The sequence below is a fragment of the Halomonas sp. H10-59 genome (assembly GCF_040070555.1).
Classification (GTDB): Bacteria; Pseudomonadota; Gammaproteobacteria; order Pseudomonadales; family Halomonadaceae; genus Halomonas; species Halomonas litopenaei.
In genome coordinates this window covers 4,626,931-4,651,435 of the sequence record NZ_CP098828.1, presented here as the reverse complement: position 1 = coordinate 4,651,435, position 24,505 = coordinate 4,626,931, and the positions used below count along the sequence as shown (strand labels likewise).

Sequence of the window (24,505 nt, the reverse complement as noted above, 5' to 3'; positions counted from 1 at the left end):
ATGGAGTGGTATGTCACCCTGGGCCTGGCCGTCGCCCTGCTGATGGGGCTGTTCGCCCTCGGCGTGCCGGTGTTCGTGGCCTTTTTGGCGATCAACGTGGCCGGCACCTTCTGGCTGATGGGCAGCGCCGGCTTCGGCCTGTTCGCCAACAGCGTCTATGACACCGTCACCTCGGAGACGCTGACCACCATCGCGCTGTTCGTGCTGATGGGGGAGCTGCTGTTCCGATCGGGCTCCATCGACGTCATCTTCGATTCCCTCGATACCCTGATGGGACGCATCAAGGGCCGCCTGTACTTCTTCGTGGTAGCCCTGTCGACGCTGTTCGGCGCGCTGTCGGGCTCGGCCCTGGCGGTGACCGCCATGCTCAGCCGTTCGGCGCTGCCGACGATGCAGCAGCGTGGCTACGACGACCGTCTGTCGATCGGCCTGATCCTCGGCGGTGCCGGCCTTGCACCGATCATCCCGCCGAGCCTTCTGGTGATCATCATCGGCTCCATGGTCGACGTCTCCATCGCTCGCCTTTTGATCGCAGGCATCATTCCGGGCATGCTCCTGGCCGGGTTGTTCGTGACCTACGTGGTGGTGCGCATGATGCTGGACCCGTCACGGGCGCCGGCGGTGGACGACTCGGGTGGTGGCAACTGGCGCCAGCGCGGTCGGGCGCTGGCCAACATGGCGCCGTTCTCGATCATCATCTTCTCGGTGCTGGGGCTGATGATGCTGGGGGTGGCGACGCCGTCTGAGTCCGCTGCCACCGGCGTGCTCGGGGCCATTCTGGTGGCCTTCTACTACCGCAAGTTCAGCCTCAAGATGGCCGGACAGGCGCTGCTGTCGTCGCTGTCGATCAGCGCCATGATCATCACCATCCTGGCCTGCTCCAAGCTGTTCAGTCAGCTTCTGTCCTTTACCGGGGCCACCTCCGGGCTGGTGGCCGCCGCCACCGCCATGGATCTGGACACCGGCCTGATGCTGCTGCTGTTGATGCTGATCCCGCTTATCGCCTGCATGTTCATCGACCAGATCGCCTTCATGATGGTGGTCATCCCGATCTATGCCCCGCTGGTCAAGGTCTACGGGTTCGACCCGGTGTGGTTCTGGACGCTGTTTCTGATCAACCTGGCGGTGGGCAGTCTGACCCCGCCGTTCGGCTACAACCTGTTCGCGGTCAAGGGCGGGGCACCCTCGGTGTCGATGCCGACCATCTACGCCGCCGCCTGGCCGATCGTGCTGTGCTTCCTGTTCGGCATGCTGATGCTGTACTGGGTGCCGGGACTGATCACCTGGCTGCCGAGCCTGATATAAGGAAAAACGCTGTGTACACCATCGCCGACCTGCCCGCCCCGCTGGACCCCGCCCGCCATCAGCGCCTGCTCGAGTGCGAGACCGCCACCATCGGCCACTTCCGCGAAGAGGGCTTTATCGACCCCGAGATCCGCTGCCAGCTCGACGCGGTGCGGGTAGCCGGGGTCGCCGTGACCCTGTCGCTGCCGCCGGGAGACGGCACCCTGCTCAACCACGCCATGCGCCTTCTGCGTCCCGGCGATGTGCTGGTGATCGATCGCCAGGGCGATCGTCGTCACGCCTGCTGGGGCGGGGTGCTGACCGAGGTCGGCTCGCACCTGGGACTGGCCGGGGTGATTATCGACGGCACCGCCACTGACCTTGCGACCCTGCGCGCAAAGCGCTTCCCGGTGTGGAGCCGTGGCGTCTCGTCGCTGACCACCAAGCTCGCCGACCAGGGCGGCGCCATGAACCTGCCGGTCAGCGTCGGTGGGGTGGTGGTATCCGCCGGTGACGTGGTGCTGGCCGACGAGAACGGCGTGGCGGTACTGCCGCCCTCCGAGGTCGACGTGGTGATCGACCACACCCTGGAACTACAGCGCCAGGAAGAACGCATCCTTGAGCGACTGGCCCAGGGTGAGTGCCTTCCGGACATCAGCGGAGCAAGTTCAATGGTCGAAAACCGGCTGACGCCGTCGAACTGACATTGGTCTCTCCTGCACGACCAACAGACCAAAAAAACCGCCCCGAAGGGGGCGGCATGTGTCCTGTGTCGGGGATGCGCTGAAGTGATGTCGACCGTCGTCAAGCAGGGTGCCGTGACACACCATCGTGATGCTACGGCGTACTGGTGAACGGTGATCAATAGCCAAAAAAAACCGCCCCGAAGGGCGGCAGGCTAGTCACGACCTTCCTGGTCGTGGACACCGCGGCCAGGGAAGCCAGACGGTGTCTTCAGGGAACACAGCTTTGTCGTGGTCGAGGGCTCGACCTTACTGACGAATCAGGTAGTCGAAGGCGCCGAGGGCGGCGGTGGCACCTGCCCCCACGGCGATGACGATCTGCTTGTAGGGCACGGTGGTGACGTCGCCGGCGGCGAAGATGCCGGGGACCGAGGTCATGCCATGGGCGTCGGTGATGATCTCGCCGCGCTCGGAGAGCTCGATCGGCGAGTCCTTGAGCCATTCGGTGTTGGGCACCAGGCCGATCTGCACGAACACACCTTCCAGCTCGACCTGCTTGAGCTCGCCGCTGGCGCGCTCTTCATAGCTCAGGCCGGTGACGCGGTTGCCGTCGCCGTTGATCTCGGTGGTGCGGGCGCCGGAGATGATCTCGACGTTGGGCAGACTGCGCAGCTTCTTCTGCAGCACGGCGTCGGCACGCAGCTCGTCCATGAACTCGAACAGGGTCACGTGGGCGACGATGCCGGCCAGGTCGATGGCCGCCTCGACGCCGGAATTGCCGCCGCCGATGACCGCGACGCGCTTGCCCTTGAACAGCGGGCCGTCGCAGTGCGGGCAGTAGGCCACGCCGCGGTTGCGGTACTCGGCCTCGCCGGGCACGTTCATCTCGCGCCAGCGGGCGCCGGTGGCCAGGATCAGCGTCTTGGCGCGCAGGCTGGCGCCGGAGGCGAAGCGCACCTCGTGCTCGCCGCCCGGCTCGCTTGACGGCACCAGAGCTTCTGCACGCTGCAGGTTCATGATGTCGACGTCGTACTGCTTGACGTGCTCTTCAAGCGCGGTGGCAAGCTTGGGCCCTTCGGTCTCCTGCACCGAGATGAAGTTCTCGATGGCCATGGTGTCGAGCACCTGGCCACCGAAGCGCTCGGCGGCGACGCCGGTGCGGATACCCTTGCGCGCGGCATAGATGGAGGCGGCTGCTCCGGCGGGACCGCCGCCGATGGTCAGCACCTCGAAGGACTCCTTGGCGCTGATCTTCTCGGCTTCACGCTTTTCGGCGCCGGTGTCGACCTTGGCCAGGATCTGCTCGAGGGTCATGCGGCCCTGGTCGAAGGGTTCGCCGTTGAGGTAGACACTCGGCACCGACATGATCTCGCGGGCCTCGACCTCGTCCTGGAACAGGGCGCCGTCGATGGCGTCGTGGGAGATCCGCGGATTGAGGATGGCCATCAGGTTCAGCGCCTGGACCACGTCCGGGCAGTTCTGGCAGGACAGCGAGAAGTAGGTCTCGAAGTGCATGTCCGCGTCCAGCGCCTGGATCTGTTCGATCACCTCGGCGCTGGCCTTGGGCGGATGCCCGCCGACCTGCAGAAGCGCCAGTACCAGTGAGGTGAACTCGTGACCCATGGGGATGCCGGCAAACACCACCCCGGTGGGGGCGCCATCACGATAAAGGGCGAACGACGGCGTGCGTGGGTCCGTGCCTTCGGTGGACAGGCTGATGTGGCCGCTGAGCGCGGCGATGTCGCTGAGCAGGCCGTGGAGCTCCCTGGACTTGTCGCCGTCATCGAGGGTGGCGACAAGCTCGAAGGGGCGGGTGACACGTTCGAGATAGGCTTTCAGCTGTTGCTTGAGAGAGTCGTCCAACATGACAGCGGCAATCCTGATAAAAATCGGAAAATGGTGGTCTGCGGCGGGGGCGTAGTGCCGGTATCGGCGAACTGGCCGATCATTGGGCCGCAGAATCCCCACCGGGCCGAAGGACCCGATCTCGCATAAGCGACTGGTAGGACGACCGAGACGAACGACCCGGTGGGGAAAAGGGTGTCACCTCAGGGGTGACGGGCGCCTCTGGCGAGGCGCCGTGACTGCGACAAGGGACACTAAGGCTGAGTCAGCCAGCCTTGGCGCAGTCACATCTTGCTCAAGACACTTTCGGTCAAGTGTCAGATCTGGCGGACAAGTGCCAGATCTTGCGGACAAGGCTTAGATCTTGCCGACGAGGTCCAGGGACGGCGCCAGGGTCTCTTCGCCTTCTTTCCACTTGGCCGGGCACACCTCGTTGGGGTGGGCGGCGACGTACTGGGCAGCCTTGACCTTGCGCAGCAGCTCTTCGGCGTTGCGTCCGATGTTGCCGGCGTTGATCTCGACGATCTGGATCTTGCCCTCGGGATCGATGACGAAGGTGCCACGCTCGGCCAGGCCGTCTTCCTCGATCAGCACCTCGAAGTTGCGCGAGATGGTCAGGGTCGGGTCGGCGATCATCGGGAACTGCAGCTTGCCGATGGTCTCGGAGCTGTCGTGCCAGGCCTTGTGGGTGAAGTGGGTGTCGGTGGAGACGCTGTAGATCTCGACGCCCAGCTTCTTGAATTCTTCGTAGTTGTCCGCCAGGTCACCAAGCTCGGTCGGGCAGACGAAGGTGAAGTCGGCCGGGTAGAAGAAGACGATGCTCCACTGGCCTTTCATGTCGTCGCTTGAGACGTCGACGAACTCGCCGTTGTGGTAAGCGGTGGCCTTGAACGGCTTGACTTCGGTGTTGATCAGGGACATTCCCGTCTCCTTTGAGCGATGGGTGTATTGTCTGAAGACAGGGCTCACCTTACGCAGAAACGAGCAATTGGATAAATTGAATGGTCCGATAATCCTGATAAGAGATGGCTATGGGGTGGCTGTTCCCTCTAGTCGGCCGCTCTTTCTAACCTGCCGTTTTGCCAGTGGTTTTCTTCTTTCGCTTTCTTCTTTTGCTTTCTTCGCTGAGTTGTCGGAGCGGCTCAGTGCTCGCTTAATCGCGCGCGCAGTCGGCTCACCGCCTGGCTATGGATCTGACACACCCGGGACTCGCTGACCCCCAGCACGGCGCCGATCTCCTTGAGGTTGAGCTCCTCCTGGTAGTAGAGCGCCATCAGCAGTTTTTCCCGCTCGGGCAGCTCGGCGATGGCGGCGACCAGCGCCTCGCGGCGTTCGCCGTCGAGCAGTTCGGCCAGCGGCGCCATGCCGATCTGGTCACTGAAGCGATGCTCGTTGCCTTCGGCGAGCAATTCCTCGAAGGGCATCAGCTGGCCATTGTTGACGTCGCTCAACAGGCGTCTGTAGCTGACCAGGTCCATGTCCAGCGCCTCGGCGATCTCATGTTCCTCCGGGGGGCGGCCGAGGCGCTGCTGCAGCTCGCGGGTGGCCTCGTCCAGCGCCCGGGCCTGGCGGCGTACGCTGCGCGGCAGCCAGTCGCGGCTGCGCAGTTCGTCGAGCATGGCGCCGCGCACCCGCTGGCTGGCGAAGGTCGTGAACTGGGCGCCCTGGCTTGCATCGAAGCGCCCCAGCGCCTCCAGCAGGCCGACGATGCCGGCCTGGATCAGGTCATCCAGGTCGACCCCGGCGGGCAGCTTGACCTGCAGCGCCAGGGCCTGGCGACGCACCATGGGGAGGTAGGCTTCGAGCTGGGACTGATGCTCCATTCTGCCTTGTGCGGTGTACATGGCACTTTCCTCTGGGACAGCCTCAACGGTGGTTGACGATCACGCTCATGCCGTCGACAACGAGCGGCGACTCACCATCCAGGAGACGGAAACGAAAGACGAAGGGGCCGGCGGCGTCGAGGCCGGCGAAGTGTTCGGTGCTGCCGTGGGCGGCCTTCAGGCGCAGGCAGCGCTGTCCATGGCACAGGCGACCCTGCAGGCGGGCGCTAGGCGCTGTGCGATAGCGCCACACCACCCGCTCGATCACGCCCTCGACGCTGGCGGAGGGCGGCGTCAGCGGTCGCGACGACTGGTCGAGCTGGCTCGAGGCGACGGTCATGCGCGGGGCGTTGGCGGTCCAGGCACCGGGGAAGCCCTGGGCGCCGCTGGCGATCAGCCACAGCGCCAGCAGGGCGAGTGTCGCCAGGCGTCTCGGCGTAATCCGGGTTCTCCGGGCAAGGATCAAGGCTGGGAGCATGGTCACATCCCCCCGACCTGATGGGTGACGCGCAGCATGCGGTCGTCGGGGATCTCGGCCTGGGACATCACCACCAGGTGGCGCAGACGGCGGCGCAGGAAGCGTGCCAGCACCGGGCGCAGGCTCGGGGTGACCACCAGCACCGGCGGCTCGCCGGTGGCCTCGTGGCGGCCCAGCGCCGCCTCGGTCTGGTCCATCAGGGTCTGGGCCAGACCCGGCTCCAGGGCGCCGTTGCCGTTCATGGCCTGGTGCAGCACCTGTTCGAGCTGGGGCTCGAGGCCGATGACGTTGAGCGATTCCTGTCCGGCGAACCACTGCTGGGTGATGGCGCGGCCGAGCGCGATGCGCACCAGGGCGGTCAGCTCGGTGGGGTCCTGCTGATGGGGTGCGTGCTCGGCCAGGGTATCGAGGATGGTGCGCAGATCACGGATCGACACGTCCTCGTCCAGCAACTGCTGCAGCACCCGGGTGAAGGCGGTCAGCGACAGCGCCTTGGGCACCACCTCCTCGACCAGCGACTTCTGCTCTGCGCTGAGCTTGTCGAGCAGCTTCTGCACCTCCTGGCGTCCCAGCATCTCGGAGGCGTGGCGGTGCAGCAGGTGGTTCAGGTGGGTGGCGACCACGGTGCTGGCGTCGACCACGGTGTAGCCGTAGACCTGGGCGCGTTCGCGCTGGCTGGCGTCGATCCACACCGCCGGCAGGCCGAAGGCCGGGTCCTGGGTCGGGGTGCCGTCCAGCTCGCCGGACACCTGGCCGGGGTCGATGGCCAGCCAGCGCCCGGGCCAGGCCTCGGCGCGGCCGATCTCGGCGCCCTTCAGGGTGACCCGGTAGGTGGAGGCCTCCAGCTCCAGGTTGTCGCGGATATGCACCACCGGTGGCAGGAAGCCGACCTCCTGGGCGAACTTCTTGCGCACGCTCTTGATCCGACCAAGCAGCTCGCCCTGCTGGCGCGCGTCGACCAGCGGAATCAGCCGGTGGCCGACCTCCAGGCCCAGGGTATCGACCAGCTGGACGTCGTCCCAGCTCGCCTCCGGGGCTTCCGGGGGTGGCGCCGGGGCGGCGCTTTCCTGCTCTTCGACCAGGCGCTTCTCGGACTGGCGGGTCAGCCACCAGGCCAGGGTCGCAAGCAGCACGGTAAACAGCAGGAACACCAGGTTGGGCATGCCCGGCACCAGGCCCAGCAGGCCCATCACCCCGGCCGCCAGGATCAGCACCTTGGGATTGACGAACAGCTGGCTGATCATCTGCTGGCCGACGTCCTGATCGGTGTTGACCCGGGACACCGTGACGCCGGCGGCGGTGGAGATCACCAGCGCCGGGATCTGGGCCACCAGTCCGTCGCCGATGGTCAGCAGGATGTAGGTGCGGGCGGCGTCGGAGAAGGCCATGTCGTACTGCATCAGGCCGATCATCAGTCCGCCCAGCACGTTGACCACCATGATGATCAGGCCGGCCATGGCGTCGCCACGCACGAACTTGCTGGCGCCGTCCATGGAACCGTAGAAGTCGGCCTCCTGGGCCACCTCGGCGCGCCGTCGCTTGGCGTCTTCCTCGCCGATAAGACCGGCGTTGAGGTCGGCGTCGATGGCCATCTGCTTGCCCGGCATGGCGTCGAGCATGAAGCGTGCGCCCACTTCGGCGATGCGCCCGGCGCCCTTGGTGATGACCATGAAGTTGATGATCACCAGGATCAGGAACACCACCAGACCCACCGCGAAGTTGCCGCCGACCAGAAACTGGCCGAAGGCCTCGATGACCTTGCCGGCGGCGTCGCCGCCTTCGTGGCCATTCATCAGCACCACCCGGGTGGAGGCCACGTTGAGCGATAGCCGTAGAAGGGTGGTGAACAGCAGCACCGCTGGGAAGGCGGCGAAGTCCAGCGGCTTTTCGGTGAACATGCTGACCAGCAGCACCATCACCGCCAGGGCGATGTTGAAGGTAAACAGCACATCCAGGGCGAAGGGCGGCAGCGGCAGGATCATCATCGCCAGGATCATGATGATCAACAGCGGGCCGGCCAGCACCTTCATCGGGATCTCGGCCATCCAGTCGCGGCGGGTCAGGTACTGGGACAACGGCTTCATCCGTGGTCTCCCGCCGGGCTGGCGATGGCGCTGTGGTCAGGCGCTGGGGTCATGGTTGTCTCTCGTCTGCTGTCACATTGCGCTCTGGCGTGGAGGCGGCCACGGCCAGTTCGGCGGGCACCTGGATGGATTCTGGGGCGGGCGGGGGTGACTCGCCGTCGCTGGCGGCGCGTTTGAGGCCGAAGGCCCAGGCCAGCACCTCGGCCACCGCGGTGTAGAGCTCCATGGGAATCTCGCGATCCAGGTCCACGTGGCGGTACAGGGTGCGCGCCAGGGGCGGTGCCTCGAGCAGAGGTACGCCGGCCTCACCGGCTAGCTCGCGGATGCGCGCGGCCACCGCGTCGGCGCCCTTGGCGACGACCCGTGGTGCGCCCATGCTGCCTTCGCGGTAGCTCAGCGCCACCGCGTAGTGGGTGGGGTTGGTGACCACCACGTCGGCGTCGGGCACCTGGCTCATCATGCGGCCTCGGGCCATGGCCTGCTGCTGCTGGCGGATGCGGCCCTTGACCTGGGGGTCGCCCTCGGACTCCTTGTGCTCCTGCTTGATCTCTTCCTTGCTCATGCGCAGCTTCTTGGCATGGCTCCACAGCTGGTAGGGCACGTCGATCAGGATCACCACCACCAGGGTCAGCACCATCAGCGCGCTGGCCTCGGCGGCCAGCTTCATCGATGCCGCCAGCGCCGCGGCGATGGGCAATTCCATCAGGCTCAGCGCCTCGCCCCGATGCAGGTAGACGAAGCCCAGGCCGACCCCGCCCACCAGCACCGACTTGGCGATGGCCTTGCCCAGCTCCGCCAGGGCCTGGGTGGAGAACATGCGCTTGAGGCCCTTGACCGGGTTCAGCTTCGACGCCTGGGGCTTGAGTGCCTTGGCAGATACCAGCCAGCCGCCGAGCAGCGCCGGCGCCACCAGCGCGATCAGGGTCAGCAGCAGAAACAGCGGAATCAGGCTAAGCAGGGTGCGACTGCCCAGGTCCAGCGCCTGGGACAGCATCGGCATGGTCTCCATGGCCTCGCGGCGCTCGAACAGGAAGGCCTGCTCCATCACGCTGCCCAGCTGGCCGTAGAGCATGGCACCCATGGACCACAGCCCGACCACGCCGCCGAGCAGCAGCATGAAGGTGGCGAGTTCCCGCGAACGCGCTACCTGGCCTTCCTCGCGCGCCTTCTCAAGGCGTCGCGGGGTGGCCTCTTCGGTTTTTTCCTGATCGCTGGAGCTGTCGGCCATGGGGGATCAACGGGCACAAGTTCTGGTATGGCCCATTGTCCCTTGGGCAGGCCAGTTCAAAGGCCCGAAAAGGTGACGAGAAAGAGGGCTTACCCCCTGATGGGGGAAGCCCTGTCTGATCCCGGGAAGGGATGGTAGGCGCGCGGCCCTCTGCGAGGCGGCTAGAAACCCAGTTCGTCGAGCAGGTCGTCGACCTGATCCTGGCTCGCCACCACGTCGCTGCTCTCAGGCTTGACCTGGGGGCCGTTGAGCAACGAATCCTCGTTGCGCCGGCGCAGGCTGTCACGGGCTTCGCTCTCGGGCACGCTGTCGATCAGCACCTGCACCAGCTGGTCCTCGATCTCGCGGATGACGTCCATCATGCGCTTGATCACCTGGCCGGTCAGGTCCTGGAAGTCCTGGGCCATCAGGATCTCCAGCAACTCCTTCTGGGTGGCCTGGGTGTTCTCCGGCACCATCGTCAGGTAGGCACGGGTGTCGCTGACCAGGTCGCGGGCCTCGTCGAGCTCCTTGGGGGCGTCGAACCACTGCTGCCAGCGATCGTCCAGCGCCTTGGCGTGTTCGCTCAGACTATCCTGCAGCGGCTGGGCGCGGTCGATGGCGTTGAGCGAGCGTTCTGCCGCCTGTTCGGTCATGGTGGCAACGTAGCTAAGGCGGTCACGGGCGTCGGGGATGGCCTCTGCGGCCTTTTCGATCTCCTTGTCCAGGCCCAGCTCGCGCATGCTTTCACGCAGCATGCGGGTCAGTTGGCCGATGCGCTGGACCAGGTCGTCGCCCTGGGCGTTGGGCCCGGGGGCGGCGCTGGCGATCTGCTGTTGTGTCATCGTTGTCTCCTCGTGGCGCCAGGGCGTCACATACCGAGCTTTTCGAAGATCTTGTTGAGTTTTTCTTCGAGGGTGGCGGCGGTGAACGGCTTGACCACGTAACCGTTGGCGCCGGCTTGCGCCGCGGCGATGATGTTTTCCTTCTTGGCCTCGGCGGTCACCATCAGGACCGGCAGTGACTTCAGGGCATCGTCGCCACGGATGGCCTTGAGCATCTCCAGGCCGTCCAGGTTGGGCATGTTCCAGTCGGAGACCACGAAGTCGAAACCGCCTTCACGCAGTTTTGCCAGGCCGTCCTGGCCGTCCTCGGCCTCTTCCACATTGGTGAAGCCCAGCTCCTTGAGCAGGCTGCGCACGATGCGGCGCATGGTGGGAAAGTCGTCCACCACCAGGATGCGCATGTTCTTGTCGGCCATTGATACGGGTCCTCGTCGTCGTTATCGCTTGGGGTGGAGGCCTAGAAGGCCTCCCATTCGGTTTCGTCGTGTCGCTGGCTCGCGCGGGCCTCGGGCTCGCGGCGACCATCGCTGCTGTCTGTGCTGCGGCCATCGTCATCGAGGTCGTCAGGGACGCTGCCGGTGCTCGCGGTCAGCGACTGCCCCGGCGCGCTTGCCAGCGCAGCGCTTGACGGCATGTCAGGGCCGTCTGTCTCTAGCCCTGCTGGCAGGCGGAACACTTCCACCTCGGCGGCCAGCTGGCGCGCCTGCAGCGCCAGGTCTTCGGCGGCGCGTGACACCTGCTGCACCAGCGAGGCGTTCTGCTGGGTGGTCTGGTCCATCTGTACTACCGCCTGGCCGATCTGTCCGATGCCGTCGCTCTGCTCGCGGGAGGCCACGGCGATCTCGTCGACGATGTCGAGCACCCGGCGCACCGAGCTGACCACCTCTGCCATGGTCTCGCCGGCCTGGCGGGCGAGTCGGGTACCACCGTCGACGCGGCTGGTGGAGGTCTCGATCAACGACTTGATGCGACCGGCGGCCTCGGCGCTGCGACTGGCCAGGCTGCGGACCTCGCCGGCGACCACCGCGAAGCCGCGGCCCTGTTCGCCGGCCCGTGCCGCCTCCACCGAGGCGTTGAGCGCCAGGATGTTGGTCTGAAAGGCGATGGCATCGATCATCCCGGTGATCTCGCTGATCTGGCGCGAGTCCTGGCTGATGGTTTCCATGGTCTCCACCACCTGGCTGACCACCTGGCCACCCTGTTCGGCAGTGGTCGAGGCCTGGCTTGCCAGATGGCGTGCCTGGCCGGCGTTGTCGGCGTTCTGGGACACCGTGGTGGTGAGCTGCTCCATGCTGGCGGCGGTCTGTTCGATGGAGGCCGCCTGCTGTTCGGTGCGGGTCGCCAGATCGACATTGCCCGAGGCGATCTCGTGGCTGCCGCTGGCCATGCGGGTGCCGCCCCGGCGAACCTCGCTGACGGTCTGGCCAAGCTTGTGCTGCATTTCCTGCATGGCACGAAATAGCTGGCTGATCTCGTTGTCGCCCCGCACCTGGATCGGTCGCGACAGGTCGGCGTGGGCGATGGCGTCCAGGCTCTCCACCGCCCGTGCCAGCGGCTTGATCACCAGGCTTTTCAACAGCAGGTAGGCGCCGGCGATGGCCAGCAGGATCATCGCCAGGGCCGCGAGCTCCAGCCCGCGGTCCAGGCGTGACTGACGCTCGAAGTCGCTGACGATGGTGTTGCCGCGGGCGTCGGCGTAGCTGCTGAACGCATCGAGTGCCTGGTTGAGCTCGGCAAGTTCGGGGGCAAGCGCCAGGCTACCGGCCTCGAAGCCTTCGCTGTCGCCCTCGCGCAGTGCCTCGATCAGTTTGACGGCGCCGTCCATGACCACCGGGTAGCGGTCCTCGATGCGCCCGCCGACGGCCTCGCCCTGGGGGGTGCGCGGCACCGCTGCGAAACGGTCGAAGTGGGACTCGGCACTGACGATCAGCTCCTGGGCCTTGTCCAGCCGATCCAGTTGCTGGCTGGTGGCAGCGACCTCGATCTCCAGCAGTGCCTCGTTGAGCAGGGCGTCACCGCGATTGACCGCGTTGAGCTGCTCGACGTTGATGCGGTTGAGCAGCGACAGGGTGTCGGCAGCCTTGTGACTGCTCAGCATGCCGATCCCCAGGCCGATGACCGAGGCGACCAGCAGGCTGGCCAGCATCACGACCATCAGGGTGTGCAGGCGAATATTGCGTAGTAGTGACACGGTGAACTCCTTGAGCGAATACGCCCGTCCCTGGGCGACCATCAGACGCGCTGGGCACGGCCAGCGGCGGCGACCAGCGCGAGAATCCTCGGCGCCACTTCAGGTAAGGCGACGGTTTCGTCCGCCCCTCCCAGGGCGATGGCTTCCCGCGGCATGCCGAACACCACGCAGCTGGCTTCGTCCTGGGCCAGGGTGGAAGCGCCGGCCTGGCGCATCTTCACAAGGCCGGCGGCCCCGTCCTTGCCCATGCCGGTGAGCAGTACGCCCACCGCGTTGGCGCCCGCCAGGCGTGCCACCGAGTCGAACATCACGTCCACCGAGGGGCGGTGGCGATTGACCGGCGGTCCGTCGTGCAGTCGGGCGATGTAGTTGGCGCCACTGCGGGCCAGCTCCAGGTGCATGTCACCCGGGGCGATGTAGGCGTGACCGGGCAGCAGGCGCTCGCCGTCGCTGGCCTCCTTGACCGAGATCTGGCACAGACGGTCCAGGCGCTCGGCGAAGGATCGGGTAAAGCCGCCGGGCATATGCTGGGTGATGATGATGGCGGGGCTCGCCGCCGGCAGCGGCTCGAGCACCTGGCGGATGGCCTCGGTACCGCCGGTGGAGGCGCCGATGGCGACCAGCTTCTCGCTGCCGATGATGGGTGCCGACAGGCGCCTGGGCGGCTCCTGGTTCGGGCGCGTCTGGCGGGGGCGCGAGCGTGCCGCGGCGCGGATCTTGGCGGCGATGTCATTGGCGTAGTCGAGCATGCCGTCGCGGATGCCCAGGGTCGGCTTGGCGACAAAGTCCACCGCACCCAGCTCCAGTGCGCGCAGGGTGATGTCGGAGCCGGCCTGGGTCAGCGACGACACCATCAGTACCGGCATCGGGCGCAGCCGCATCAACCGCTCGAGAAAGTCGAGGCCATCCATGCGCGGCATTTCCACGTCCAGGGTCAGCACGTCCGGGTTGTGGCGCTTGATCAGATCCCGCGCCACCAGCGGATCGGGCGCCACCGCCACGACCTCCATGTCCGCCTGGGACTGGATGATTTCCTTCAACAGGTTGCGAATCAGGGCCGAGTCATCGACGCACAACACCTTGATCTTGGGGGCGCTCAAGCAGCTCTCCTAGGGGGATGGGCCAGTATCTGTGTTATCGGCGACCGGAAAGGGATCTTTAGACGTCGTTCAGCGCCCGGCCAGTCGATAGACGGTCTGGCCACGCAGACGGAAGGCGTCGCTGATCTGGGAGAAGTTCTCCGAATGGCCGGCGAACAGCAGGCCGTCGGGCTTGAGCAGCGGTGCAAAGCGTTCGAGGATCCGCGTCTGGGTCGGCTTGTCGAAGTAGATCATCACGTTTCGACAGAAGATCGCGTCAAACTTGCCTTCCATGCCCCAGCTCGGGGCGAGCAGGTTGAGCGACTGGAACGCAACACGTTGGCTGACGTCGGGATGAATCCGCGCCATGCCCTCGTGGCGGCCCTTGCCACGCAGGAAGTGGCGCCGCTTGAGGCCCTCGTCCAGCCGCGCGAGCTGCTCGATGCTGTAGACCCCGGCGCGGGCCCGGGCCAGGGCGTCGGTGTCGATATCGGTGGCGATGACCTCGAACTTGCCGGTATTGCCGCTGAAGACATCGCTCAACGTCATGGCGATGGAGTAGGGCTCCTCGCCGGTGGAGGCGGCGGCACACCACACTCGGTAACCGCCGGTACGACCACTGGCGTGCTCGGCCAGCAGTGGAAAGTGGTGGGCCTCCCGGAAGAAGGCCGTCAGATTGGTGGTCAAGGCATTGGTGAACGCCTCCCATTCCCTGGCATCCGGACGTCGTTCGAGTCTTTCCAGATAGTCGCTGAAGCGGGTCAGACCATGATGGCGCAGGCGCTTGGCCAGACGGCTGTAGACCATCTCGCGCTTGTGCTCGGCCAGCACGATGCCGGCCCGCTCATGGATCAGCTGACGAATGCGGCTGAAGTCGCGCTCGGTCAGCAGCAGGTCACGCTCGAGCGAGGGGATCCCCTCGCTCGTGCTCCAGCTGCCTGGTGGTGCCAGGGGCTCGTTCAAAAGGCTTCCCACTCCTCATGGTGTGTCTGGGCGGCTGGCGCCGGCTCGCGTCGCGGCGCACTGTCGTCGGTGCGTGGGTCCTGACGCTCGCGCTTCTCGCTCACCGTTTCCTGGGCCGAGCCCTTCAGGCGGAAGGCGCGAATGGCGAAGGCCAGTGCCTCGCTGTGGGCACGCAGCTGGTAGGCGGCGGCGGCGGAGGTCTGGACACGGGCGGCGTTCTGCTGGGTCACCTGGTCCATCTCGGTCACCGCCTGGTTGATCTGGACGATGCCGTTGCTCTGTTCGTTGGAGGCGGCGGTGATCTCCGCCATGATGTCATTGACCCGGGTGGTGGCTTCCATGACCTCGGTCATGGAGGCTTCGGCCTGGCGCACCAGCTCGGCGCCGCCGTCGACCCGCTGGTTGGCGTCGTCGATCAGCCCACGGATCTCGCTGGCGGCGTCGGCGCTGCGGCCGGCCAGCTTGCGCACCTCGCCGGCCACCACCGCAAAGCCACGACCCTGCTCGCCGGCCCGGGCGGCTTCCACCGAGGCATTCAGCGCCAGGATATTGGTCTGGAAGGCGATGGCATCGATGGTGGAGATGATCTCCGCCATCTTGCGCGAGCCCTCGGTAATCTCGCCCATGTTGCCCACCAGGCGCTGCATCAGCTCGCTGGTGGCCTGGGTGCGCTCGGCGTTGTCCGAGGCAAGACCACTGGCCTGACGCGCGTTGTCGCTGTTGTGGGCGACGGTGGTGGTCATCTCTTCCATGCTGGCGGCGGTCTGCTGCAGCGACGACGCCTGCTGCTCGGTACGCGCCGACAGGTCCTCGTTGCCCCTGGCGATATCGGCTACCGCCGGGGTGACCTGGCCGATGGCCTTGTTGACGTCGCCGATGATGCTGCCGAGGCTCTTGCGCATCACGTCGAGACCGGCGATCACGCGGCCCATCTCGTCGCGCCGGGCGCTGGGCACTTCGGCGCCCAGGTTGCCTGAGGCGATCTGCAGGCTGAAACGCTCCACTTCGCGCAGCGGCTTGAGCATGGCACGCAGGGTCAGGCCACCGATCAGCACCAGCAGCAAAAGGCCCGCACCGAGCACCCCGGCCAGCACCATCAGCATGGTCTGCTGCATCTGACTGGCTTTTGCCGCCAGGGCGTTGGCGGCGGCCTGCTTGTCCTGGATCAGGGTGGTGACCCGATCGGACAGCGCCTTGCCCTCGGCCTCTACCACGCCGATGTGGTTGGGCAGGGCGACGAACACCTCATAGCTGTCTTCACCCGTGAGGATCTCGATCGACTTGCCCAGGGAGTTCTCCAGGTACTCATTGAGCTGGCGCTCGAAGATGTCGGCCAGGGCGGTCTGGTTGACCTCGCGTTCGCGATAGCGCTCCCACAGTCCGCCGAGGCTCTGCTGGATCACCGATAGCTCGGCGGCGTGCTCCTCACGCTTGTCCATCAGCGCCATGCGCTCCTTGCCCACCAGCGACGAATACCCCTGGGTGATCAGCTGATCCATGCGCTGCAGGCTGGCCACGTCCTGCAGGCCGTCCTGGTGGATGGACGCCAAATAGCCCACCGACTGACGCTCGGCGTAGAGCCCGATCGCACCGCTGGCCGCCAGCAGCACCGCCGCCACCCCGATCAGCCCGATCAGACGCGCCTTCATGCTCTTGAGGTTCAGTCGTCCCAGGGCACCGAAAAGCCCGCGCCGGCGCAGCTGGCCCTGGCGCAGGGCGTAGCGGGGGCGGCGCTTGCCGGCGCGGTAGTCGGCGTAGGCGCGCTCGGCCAGGGCGATCTCGTCGCTAGATGCCTTGACCCGCACCGAGGCGTAGCCGACCACCTCGCCGCCTTCTTCCAGCGGCGAGACGCTGGCCCTGACCCAGTAGTAGTCGCCGTTCTTGCGGCGGTTCTTGACCAGTCCCTGCCAGGTCCTGCCGGCCTGCAGGCACTTCCACAGGTCGGCGAAGGCGGCCGGCGGCATCTCGGGGTGGCGCACCACGTTATGGTGTTCGCCGATCAGTTCGTCGCGGGCAAAGCCGCTGACCTCGATGAAGGCCGGGTTGGCGTAGGTGATCCGGCCCTGGAGATCGGTGCGGGAGATCAGGAAATGATCGTCATCGAGCACGAATTCCCGCTGGGTGGTCGGTTGATTGTTGCGCATCTTGCCCCCTGCATGGTCGTTTTCTTGTGTGGTTGTCGCGGGCGCTGCCCGGGGGCATTAGGGGTGTCCCCGGGCAGCCCTGGGTGAGGTCGTCAGAACGACTCCCACTCTTCGTCGCTGCTGCTGTCGTGCTGGCTGGTGTTGGTGTTGCTGCTTGTCTGGCCGGCTACGGACCGCTGCCCGGCGTGGCGGCTGGCCTCGGCGTCGCGCTGGCTCGATCGCAGTGCCGGCATCCAGCGGGCCAGTTCGTCCTGGCTGTGGTCGGCATTGGCCCCGCTGTCGGCTAGCTGGAAGCGGCTCATGGTGGCGGCCAGACGGCTGGCCTCGGCCTCGAGCTGGTTGGAGGCCGAGGCGGCCTGCTGCACCATCTGGGCGTTCTGCTGGGTCACCTGTTCCATCTGGTTGATGGCGTCGTTGACCTGGCCGATGCCGTGGCTCTGTTCGCTGGTGGCCGAGGCGATCTCGTCCATGATGTCGCTGACGCGAGTGACCGAGGTGACCAGCTCCTGCATCACCTGGCCGGCCTCATCCACCAGTTCAGTGCCCGAGCCGACCTGATTCAGCGAGGCGTCGATCAGCTCGCGAATCTCCCGTGCCGCCTCCGACGAGCGGCTGGCCAGCTTGCGCACCTCCTCGGCGACCACCGCAAAGCCGCGGCCGTGCTCACCGGCACGCGCCGCCTCCACCGAGGCGTTCAGCGCCAGGATGTTGGTCTGGAAGGCGATGGCGTCGATGGTGCCGACGATGTCGGCGACCCGATGAGAGCCCGAGCGAATGTCGTGCATGGTGGTGACCACGCTTTGCATCACCTCGCCGCCGCGGCCGGCGGCGCTGCTCGCTTCGTTGGCCAGTTGGCTGGCCTGGCGGGCGTTGTCGGCGTTCTGGCTGACGGTGGAGGACAGCTCCTCCATGCTCGAGGCGGTCTCCTCCAGCGAGGCGGCCTGCTGTTCGGTGCGCGCGGACAGGTCATTGTTACCGCCGGCGATATGCTGGGCACCCTGGTAGATCAGGTTGCCGCTGTCGCGTACCGCGCCCACGGTGCCGGCCAGCCCCGCCTGCATCTTGGCCAGGGAGGCGTAGAGACGGCCGATCTCGTTATTGCCGCGCTCGGGAATCTGCAGGTCCAGGCGACCGGATTCCACCGCCTCGAAGTAGCCGACCAGCCGTCCCAGCGGACGAATCACGTTGACCGTGACACCCCACAGCACGCCGCCGATGGTCAGGGCGGCGACGATCAGCACGGCGACGATGGCCCACTGCAGCAGACCCATGTTCTCGAGGAAGGTGTCGTAGAGCGCGGCGCCGTTGCTCTCGGCGGCGACGAAGAAGTCCACGGCTGCCTGGTAGAAGGCGTCGCTGAGCGCGATCAGGCCTTCACGATTCTGGGTGAAGGCGTCGGTGTCGCCCTCTGCCAGCGCCGCCCGCTGCGGGATCAGCCCCTGGTCGATCAGGGCGCGGAAGGCCGCTTCCACCCCGGCGATGCGCTCGGCCTGTTCGGGGCGGCTCGGCAGTGCCATGAACTCGGCGAAGGTGGCCTCCAGGGTGGCCAGGTCGTCGTCGAGGGCAGCCGCCGCCTCGATCAGCGGTTCGCGCTCCTCCGGCCACACCGCGTCGAGCAGTCCGGCCTGGATGTCGCGTAGCTCGAGCTGCAGGAACAGTTGCTGGGAGTTGGCCCGGTTGAGGGCGGATTGCTGGTCGACGTTGACCTCGTTCAGGCGCTGGATCGAGTCTTCGCTGAGCGAGGTGATATAGAGGCCGAGGGCGCTGAGCAGCGCCACCAGCAGGGCGAAGGTGCCCAGTACCAGCGTCCAGCTCAGCCTTACCGTCATGTCATTGAGTCGCTTCACGTGCCTTTCCTGTACGGGCGTCGTTTCAAGGGTCCAGGGACCGGATAGATCGGGAGCAGAGGGCGTCAGGCGCCGTCACCGGCGTGTTCGACCAGGGCCATTTCGTCGCTGGTCAACAGCTTGTCGATGTCCACCAGCACCAGCATGCGGTCCTCGAGGCTGCCCAGGCCGCTCAGGTAGTCCGACGACAGGGTCACGCCGAACTCCGGGGCCGGCTTGATCTGTTCCGGGGCCAGGGTCATCACGTCGGATACCGCATCGACCACGATGCCCACCACGCGGGTGCCCACGTTGACCACGATCACCACGGTCTGGCCGCCGTACTCGACCCGCTCCAGGCGGAACTTGATGCGCAGATCGACGATGGGAACGATGACCCCGCGCAGGTTGGTCACGCCCTTGATGAAGGCCGGGGCATTGGCGATGCGGGTGACGTTCTCGTAGCCGCGGATCTCCTGGACCTTGAGGATGTCGATGGCGTATTCCTCGTCGCCCAGGGAGAACACGAGGAATTCACGGTGGCTCAGGTCGGTGGCCGCCTGTGCTGCCAGATCGGTGTGCTGGTTCATGCTGAAAGGTCCTCCGTCAGGGGCTGGGATTCAGGCAAAAGGTGGGCGCCGCGAGTATCGTGGTGGCGTCGCTGTTTCTTCTCGCGGTCGAGGCGGTGCAGGTCGGCAATGTCCAGGATCAGCGCCACGCTGCCGTCACCCAGGATGGTGGCGGCGGACACACCCGGCACCCGCCGGTAGTTGGTTTCCAGATTCTTGACCACCACCTGCTGCTGGCCGATCAGGTCGTCCACCAGCAGGGCGTAGCGGCGCCCTTCGCCCTGGACGATGACGGCGATGGTCTCGGTGATCTCGGTGCGGGCATTGGCCACGTCCAGCGCCGAATGGACCGCCACCACCGGCAGGTACTCGTCGCGCACCTGCAGTACCTGGTCGTCGCCGGCCATGGCGTAGAGGTTGTCGCGGGAGGGCTGCAGCGACTCCAGCACCGCCGACAGCGGCAGGATGAAGGTCTCCTCGCCGACCCGAATCGACATGCCGTCGAGGATCGCCAGGGTCAGCGGCAGCACGATGCGGGTGGTGGTGCCCTGGCCCTGGCGCGACAGGATCTCGACGTGACCGCCCATGGCCTGGATGTTGCGCTTGACCACGTCCATGCCGACCCCGCGGCCGGACACGTCGCTGACCTGGGCGGCGGTGGAGAAGCCGGGGGCGAAGATCAGTTGCCACACCTCGTCATCGCTCATCGCGTCGGAGACGTTCAGGCCGCTTTCGCGGGCCTTGGCCAGGATGCGCTCGCGGTCCAGGCCGGCGCCGTCGTCGATCACCTCGATCAGGATGTTGCCGCCCTGGTGCTGGGCCGACAGGGTCAGCCGCCCGGTCGCCGGCTTGCCGGCGGCAAGACGCGCCTCGGGCGACTCGATGCCGTGGTCCAGGCTGTTGCGTACCAGGTGGGTCAGGGGGTCGATGATGCGCTCGGTCAGACTCTTGTCGAGCTCGGTGGACTCGCCCTCGGTGGTCAGCTCCACGTCCTTGTCGAGCTTGGAGGCCAGGTCGCGGACCAGCCTTGGGTAACGGCTGAAGACGTAGTCCATCGGCACCATGCGGACCGACATCACCGCCTCCTGCAGATCCCGCGCATTGCGCTGCAACAGACTCATGCCGTTGAGCAGGCGCGGATCGGCGGCGGCGTCGAGCTCGCTGACGGTCTGGTCGAGCATCGACTGGGTGATGATCAGCTCACCGACCAGATTGATGATCTGGTCGACCTTGTCCACCGAGACGCGGATGGAGCTGGCCTCCTTGACCGGCTTGGCGCTGGTCTTGCGCTGCTGGCGCGGCGGGGACGAGCCGGCATCCGCGCTAGTGGCGGCGGCGGCGGGGGCAGTGGCAGCAGCGGCGGCGGGGCCGGCATCAGCGCCGGGCGTCGCAGCGACTGGCTCGGCCGCAGGCGCTGGGGCGGCGGGGGCTTTTTCTGCGCTGTCGCCGGCGCTTTCCGGGGCGCTGTCAGTGCCGGTAACGGGGGCTGTGTCAGCGACACTCTGGCAGGGACCTATCTCGACCTGGTCGGCCTCGGCGATAAAGCACATCACCGCCTCGATATCCTCGGCGCTGACGCTGGTGGACAGCACCACCTCATGGCGCTGGGCGTCGCCGCGTCGCTCCAGCACCTCGCCGAGCTGGGCCAGCTCTTCCACCAGCAGCTCGCGGTCCTTGTCGGCGACGTCGATCAGCGCCACCACCAGGGCCGTGCCGTCGTCCTGTGCCGGCGTTTCGCTGGTGGCGGCCTGATCCGCGGGCGAGTCGGCGGGCGGAGCCGTCGCCGCCGGGGCGGGGGCCGGATCGGCCGCTGCTACCACAGTTGGCGCCGCCGGTGCCGCAGGCTCGGCGCCACCGTCCAACGCCTGGCCAATCTCCTCCAGCGCCAGGGTCTTCAGGGTCTGACAGATGCGCTCGTAGGCCTCCTGGTCCGGCGCCTGTTCGTTGCGGTAGGCGTCGAGCTGGTCGTTGAGCATGTCCTTGGTTTCCAGAAAGGTGTCGACGATGTCGGGGCGAAGGCGCAGCTCGCCGCGCCGGGTATGGTCGAGCAGGTTCTCGAACAGGTGGGTGGTGCGCTGCAGGATCTCGAAGCCGAACGTACCGGCGCCGCCCTTGATCGAGTGGGCGGCGCGGAAGATGGCGTTGAGCTGTTCGGTGTCCGGCGCTGCTGGGTCCAGCTCCAGCAGATGGCGTTCCATGTCCGCCAGCAGTTCTTCGGCTTCCTCGAAGAAGGTGTCGTAGAAGTCGGTGATATCCATGCCTGTGTCACCCTTGTTCTGGTTCAGTGCGGCTCGTCTGGCGGCGATGCTGGGGAATTGGCCAGGGCGGTGTGAAAGCGTGCCTCGATGTCCTCGAGGGGACCGGCGAGCTGGGCCTCACCGCCGCCCCTGGCGGGCCTGGGGGCTCGCGGATCGAGGGTGCCGGGGTGGCGAATCAGCTCGGCGACGCTGGGAAACAGCACCACCAGTTCGATACGTCGATTGATCGGGTCATCGGCGTCGGTGCCAGGCATCACCACCTGGTCGGCGAGGCCTGCCACCCGCAGCAGCTTGTCGCCCTCGAGGCCGCCATCGAGCAGCTCCCGGCGCGAGGCGTTGGCGCGGTCCGAGGAAAGCTCCCAGTTGCTGTAGCCGCCCCGGCCGTTCAGGTAGGCCAGGCTGTCGGTATGGCCACTGATGCTCAGGTCGTTGGGCAGGTCGTTGAGCAGCGGCGCCATGGTGCGCAGCAGATTGCGCAGGTAGGGCGCCACGCGGTCGCTGCCGAGGGCAAACATCGGCCGCTGCTCGTCGTCCAGCAACTGGATGCGCAGCCCCTCCTGGGTCATGTCGAAGCGCAGCTGGTCACGCAGTCCGCGCAGGCTGGGGTCCTGCTGGATGGCCAGCTCGATGCGCTGCTGCAGGTCTCGGAAGGCGCGTCGTTGCTGCTCGCTGGGGCGGGTCTGGCGCTTGAGGTCGATGCGCATGCGCTCGCCCTGCTGGCTGGTCACGTCGGGCCCACCGCCGGGGATGACCTGGGGGCTCATGGCCACGCTGTCGCCATTGGTCATGGCGGCCAGCAGCGGCATGCTGAAGTAGTCGGCCACGCCCTCGCGGGTCTCGCGGCTGGCGGAAGACAGGATCCACATCACCAGAAACAGCGCCATCAGCGCCGTCATGAAGTCAGCCAGGGCAATCTTCCAGCTACCGCCATGGTGGCGATGCACCACCTTCTTGCGGCGGATGATGATCGGTCGGCGCTGGTTGGGGCTGCTCATGCGGCCCCCGCGCTGGCCTTGGCGTCACGCACATGGTCCTCGAGCTCCTTGAAGCTCGGGCGTTCGCTGGTGTGCAGCGCCTTGCGGCCGAACTCCACCGCCAGCTGCGGCGGATAGCCGTGCAGACTGGCCAGCAGGGTGACCCTCAGGCACTGCAGCATCTTGATCGACTCGCCGGTCTGGCGTTCGATGCGGTAGGCCAGCGGGCTGATGAAGCCATAGCCGAGCAGGATGCCGAGGAAGGTGCCGACCAGGGCGTGAGCGATCATCACCCCCATCTCGGCGGGATCGGCGGCGGTGACGCTCAGCGCCTTCACCACCCCCATCACCGCGGCGACGATACCGAAGGCGGGCATGGAATCGCCGACCTTGGCGATGGCGTCGGCAGGAATATGCGCCTCCTGCTCGAACATCTCGATCTCGTGGAGCATCAGCTCGTCGATTTCCATCGGGTCCATGCTGCCGGCCACCATCAGGCGCAGGTAGTCGGTCAGGAAGTTCATGATCATCGGGTCGGCGACGACCTTGGGGTACTCGCTGAACAGCGCACTTTCGGCGGGATTGTCGATGTCGCGCTCGATGCCCAGCATGCCGTCGCGGCGCACCTTGGCCAGCAGCCGGTAAAGCAACGCCATCAGCTCCATGTACATGGCCTTGTCGTAGCGCTTGGAGCGCCTCAGACGAGGAAAGATGCGGAAGGTCGCCTTGAGCGCCTTGCCGTGGTTGGAGGCGATGAAGGCGCCAACGCCGGCGCCACCGATCATCAGCAGTTCGGTCGGCTGGAACAGCGGGCCGAGGCTGCCGCCGGAGAGCACGAAGCCCCCGAATACCGACAGCAGCACGACCGCGAATCCAATAGGTATCAGCACGACGACTATCCTTTGCAGAGACGTGGAAGACGTTCTGCTTCAGTTATCGGCGTGCCGGCGACAGACTTGAGCCGTGAAATCACCGTTCAACGAAAAAATATGCAGGATCGGTGGGCCCAAGGAAGAAGGGGGAGAGAGTAAAGACAGAGTGAAGGTAGAGAGGTAGAGAGGGAGAGAGCGGAGAAAGAGAGGGTAAGAGAGTGAGAGGGCGAGGGGGTGGGGCCTAGCGAGAAGGGAGTAGGGCGAGTGAAACAGGGCGGATAACCGCAGACTGGACTGCCGCAGGGCGCCCCGACAAGGAGCGGCCCTGCGGCCTGCGGTGGTAAAGAGGGGTCAAGCCAGATGCTTGACCGGCCCTGCAATCGCTGGCGTCTCTGCGGCCTTGGCGGCCTCGTCCTTCTGCGCCTGGCGACGGCGGGTCTTGCCGGCGCGTGACGGCGGCTGGCAGATGCCGCAGACGTAGTCGTGGCTCGGCGAGTGAGCGTGGGCCACGAAATTGCCATGACAGCGGGTGCAGGGCGTCAACTGCAGCAGGTCGCTTTCAAAAAAGCGGATCAGCGTCCAGGCCCGGGTCAGCCCCAGCACCGGCTCGGCGGCGTCGATGTCGATCTGCTCGGTGTACAGCCGGTAGGCCTTGACGAAGGCCTCCATGCGCTCGCATCCCTGGTCCTGCAGGCGCTGATAGAAGGCATAGAACAGCGACGAGTGGATGTTCGGCAGCCAGGTGATGAACCAGTCGGTGGAAAACGGCAGCATGCCCTTGGGCGGTGACATGCCGCGGACCTCCTTGAACAGCCGGATCAGGCGGGCCCGACTGAGGTCGGTCTCGGTTTCCAGGACCTGCAGACGCGCACCGAGTTCGATCAGGTCGATGGCGAGCTGCACCTGATGCATCTCCTGGACCAGGCTCTTGGTGCTCATGTCAGCGCGCCTCCGGTAGAGGCCGCGCTGCAGGCCATCAACAGCGAGGAGTGGAGGTGAGCCAGGCCCTGTTCCCGCGGGTTGTCCACCACCTGACGCAGTTGCTCGGTGGAGCCGAGCCCCAGTTGGCAGAGCAGCTGGTTGGTGCGTGACAGCCGGGTCAGCTGGCGTGCATTGAAGCTTTCCAGCAGCTCAGCCTGTTCTTCGCTGATGTTCAGACGTAGACGGGCGGTGGTGCGGTCTTCGGCCAACAGACGTTGGGCCAGTAGAAGATAGGCAAGATTCAACTCCTGAATCTCGTCGATCAGTGACTGATTGCTCATGGGTTCCCTGCCTTGATCGTTTTTTTTGCTGATCATCGCCAGCTTTAGGTATTGCCGATATACCTGAATAGGTGCGGACGGACACTATCGGAACTTTTTGACGTTTAAGTGTCAGGTC

At 66.2% G+C, this 24,505-nt stretch carries 21 protein-coding genes; 2 read left to right on the top strand and 19 right to left on the bottom strand.

The genetic code is table 11. The features are described from left to right. Positions 1–1,305 carry a TRAP transporter large permease subunit gene (locus NFG57_RS20250; protein ID WP_213231875.1) on the top strand — a complete coding sequence of 435 codons (1,305 nt, stop codon included), beginning with the start codon at positions 1–3 and terminating at the stop codon, positions 1,303–1,305. An 11-nt stretch (positions 1,306–1,316) separates the two neighbouring features. Beyond that, complete coding sequence (locus tag NFG57_RS20245) at positions 1,317–1,988, top strand: RraA family protein (protein ID WP_348815065.1); 672 nt, start codon at positions 1,317–1,319, stop codon at positions 1,986–1,988. A gap of 288 nt (positions 1,989–2,276) precedes the next feature. Here NFG57_RS20245 and ahpF read toward each other — a convergent pair whose 3' ends face one another. The 19 genes from ahpF to NFG57_RS20150 form a co-directional block, all read right to left on the bottom strand. Continuing rightward, entirely contained in the window at positions 2,277–3,833 is a 1,557-nt protein-coding gene (gene ahpF, locus NFG57_RS20240; protein ID WP_108132020.1) for an alkyl hydroperoxide reductase subunit F, read from the bottom strand. 336 nt (positions 3,834–4,169) lie between these two features. Beyond that, positions 4,170–4,733, bottom strand: a complete 564-nt coding sequence (gene ahpC / locus NFG57_RS20235; protein ID WP_045992348.1) for an alkyl hydroperoxide reductase subunit C — start codon at positions 4,731–4,733, stop codon at positions 4,170–4,172. 221 nt (positions 4,734–4,954) lie between these two features. Beyond that, entirely contained in the window at positions 4,955–5,656 is a 702-nt protein-coding gene (locus NFG57_RS20230) for an RNA polymerase sigma factor FliA (protein WP_108132021.1), read from the bottom strand. Between the two features lie 22 nt (positions 5,657–5,678). Continuing rightward, positions 5,679–6,113, bottom strand: coding sequence for a flagellar protein FlhE (locus NFG57_RS20225; RefSeq protein ID WP_348815064.1), 435 nt, complete (start codon positions 6,111–6,113; stop codon positions 5,679–5,681). Positions 6,114–6,115: 2 nt separating this feature from the next. Then, on the bottom strand, positions 6,116–8,197 hold the full coding sequence (gene flhA / locus NFG57_RS20220; RefSeq protein ID WP_348815063.1) for a flagellar biosynthesis protein FlhA: 2,082 nt from the start codon (positions 8,195–8,197) through the stop codon (positions 6,116–6,118). A gap of 49 nt (positions 8,198–8,246) precedes the next feature. Then, complete coding sequence (gene flhB / locus NFG57_RS20215; protein WP_348815062.1) at positions 8,247–9,425, bottom strand: flagellar biosynthesis protein FlhB; 1,179 nt, start codon at positions 9,423–9,425, stop codon at positions 8,247–8,249. Between the two features lie 161 nt (positions 9,426–9,586). After that, complete coding sequence (cheZ, locus tag NFG57_RS20210; protein ID WP_045992352.1) at positions 9,587–10,249, bottom strand: protein phosphatase CheZ; 663 nt, start codon at positions 10,247–10,249, stop codon at positions 9,587–9,589. Between the two features lie 26 nt (positions 10,250–10,275). Beyond that, the gene (cheY, locus tag NFG57_RS20205; RefSeq protein WP_045992353.1) at positions 10,276–10,665 is read right to left on the bottom strand and encodes a chemotaxis response regulator CheY; all 390 of its coding nucleotides are present in this window, start codon (positions 10,663–10,665) and stop codon (positions 10,276–10,278) included. A gap of 41 nt (positions 10,666–10,706) precedes the next feature. Continuing rightward, positions 10,707–12,440, bottom strand: coding sequence for a methyl-accepting chemotaxis protein (locus NFG57_RS20200; RefSeq protein WP_348815061.1), 1,734 nt, complete (start codon positions 12,438–12,440; stop codon positions 10,707–10,709). A gap of 41 nt (positions 12,441–12,481) precedes the next feature. Beyond that, positions 12,482–13,540 carry a chemotaxis response regulator protein-glutamate methylesterase gene (locus tag NFG57_RS20195; protein WP_045992355.1) on the bottom strand — a complete coding sequence of 353 codons (1,059 nt, stop codon included), beginning with the start codon at positions 13,538–13,540 and terminating at the stop codon, positions 12,482–12,484. Between the two features lie 69 nt (positions 13,541–13,609). Beyond that, positions 13,610–14,482, bottom strand: a complete 873-nt coding sequence (locus NFG57_RS20190) for a CheR family methyltransferase (protein WP_108132027.1) — start codon at positions 14,480–14,482, stop codon at positions 13,610–13,612. Beyond that, a complete protein-coding gene (locus NFG57_RS20185) occupies positions 14,479–16,626 on the bottom strand; it encodes a methyl-accepting chemotaxis protein (protein ID WP_348815060.1) in 2,148 nt (715 codons plus the stop codon). The genes NFG57_RS20190 and NFG57_RS20185 overlap by 4 nt, the downstream gene beginning before the upstream one ends. Before the next feature lie 92 nt (positions 16,627–16,718). Continuing rightward, a complete protein-coding gene (locus tag NFG57_RS20180; RefSeq protein ID WP_348815059.1) occupies positions 16,719–18,473 on the bottom strand; it encodes a methyl-accepting chemotaxis protein in 1,755 nt (584 codons plus the stop codon). 65 nt (positions 18,474–18,538) lie between these two features. Next, entirely contained in the window at positions 18,539–19,042 is a 504-nt protein-coding gene (locus tag NFG57_RS20175; RefSeq protein ID WP_045992359.1) for a chemotaxis protein CheW, read from the bottom strand. After that, positions 19,039–21,279: a chemotaxis protein CheA gene (cheA, locus tag NFG57_RS20170; protein ID WP_348815058.1), complete on the bottom strand. Its 2,241-nt coding sequence runs from the start codon at positions 21,277–21,279 to the stop codon at positions 19,039–19,041. Before cheA ends, NFG57_RS20175 begins: the two co-directional genes overlap by 4 nt. Positions 21,280–21,302: 23 nt before the next feature. Next, complete coding sequence (motB, locus tag NFG57_RS20165) at positions 21,303–22,274, bottom strand: flagellar motor protein MotB (protein WP_083970640.1); 972 nt, start codon at positions 22,272–22,274, stop codon at positions 21,303–21,305. After that, positions 22,271–23,143: a flagellar motor stator protein MotA gene (gene motA, locus NFG57_RS20160; RefSeq protein ID WP_045994770.1), complete on the bottom strand. Its 873-nt coding sequence runs from the start codon at positions 23,141–23,143 to the stop codon at positions 22,271–22,273. Before motA ends, motB begins: the two co-directional genes overlap by 4 nt. A gap of 333 nt (positions 23,144–23,476) precedes the next feature. Then, a complete protein-coding gene (gene flhC, locus NFG57_RS20155) occupies positions 23,477–24,064 on the bottom strand; it encodes a flagellar transcriptional regulator FlhC (protein ID WP_045994769.1) in 588 nt (195 codons plus the stop codon). Next, complete coding sequence (locus tag NFG57_RS20150) at positions 24,061–24,387, bottom strand: flagellar transcriptional regulator FlhD (RefSeq protein WP_045994768.1); 327 nt, start codon at positions 24,385–24,387, stop codon at positions 24,061–24,063. The genes flhC and NFG57_RS20150 overlap by 4 nt, the downstream gene beginning before the upstream one ends. Positions 24,388–24,505: the final 118 nt, after the last annotated feature.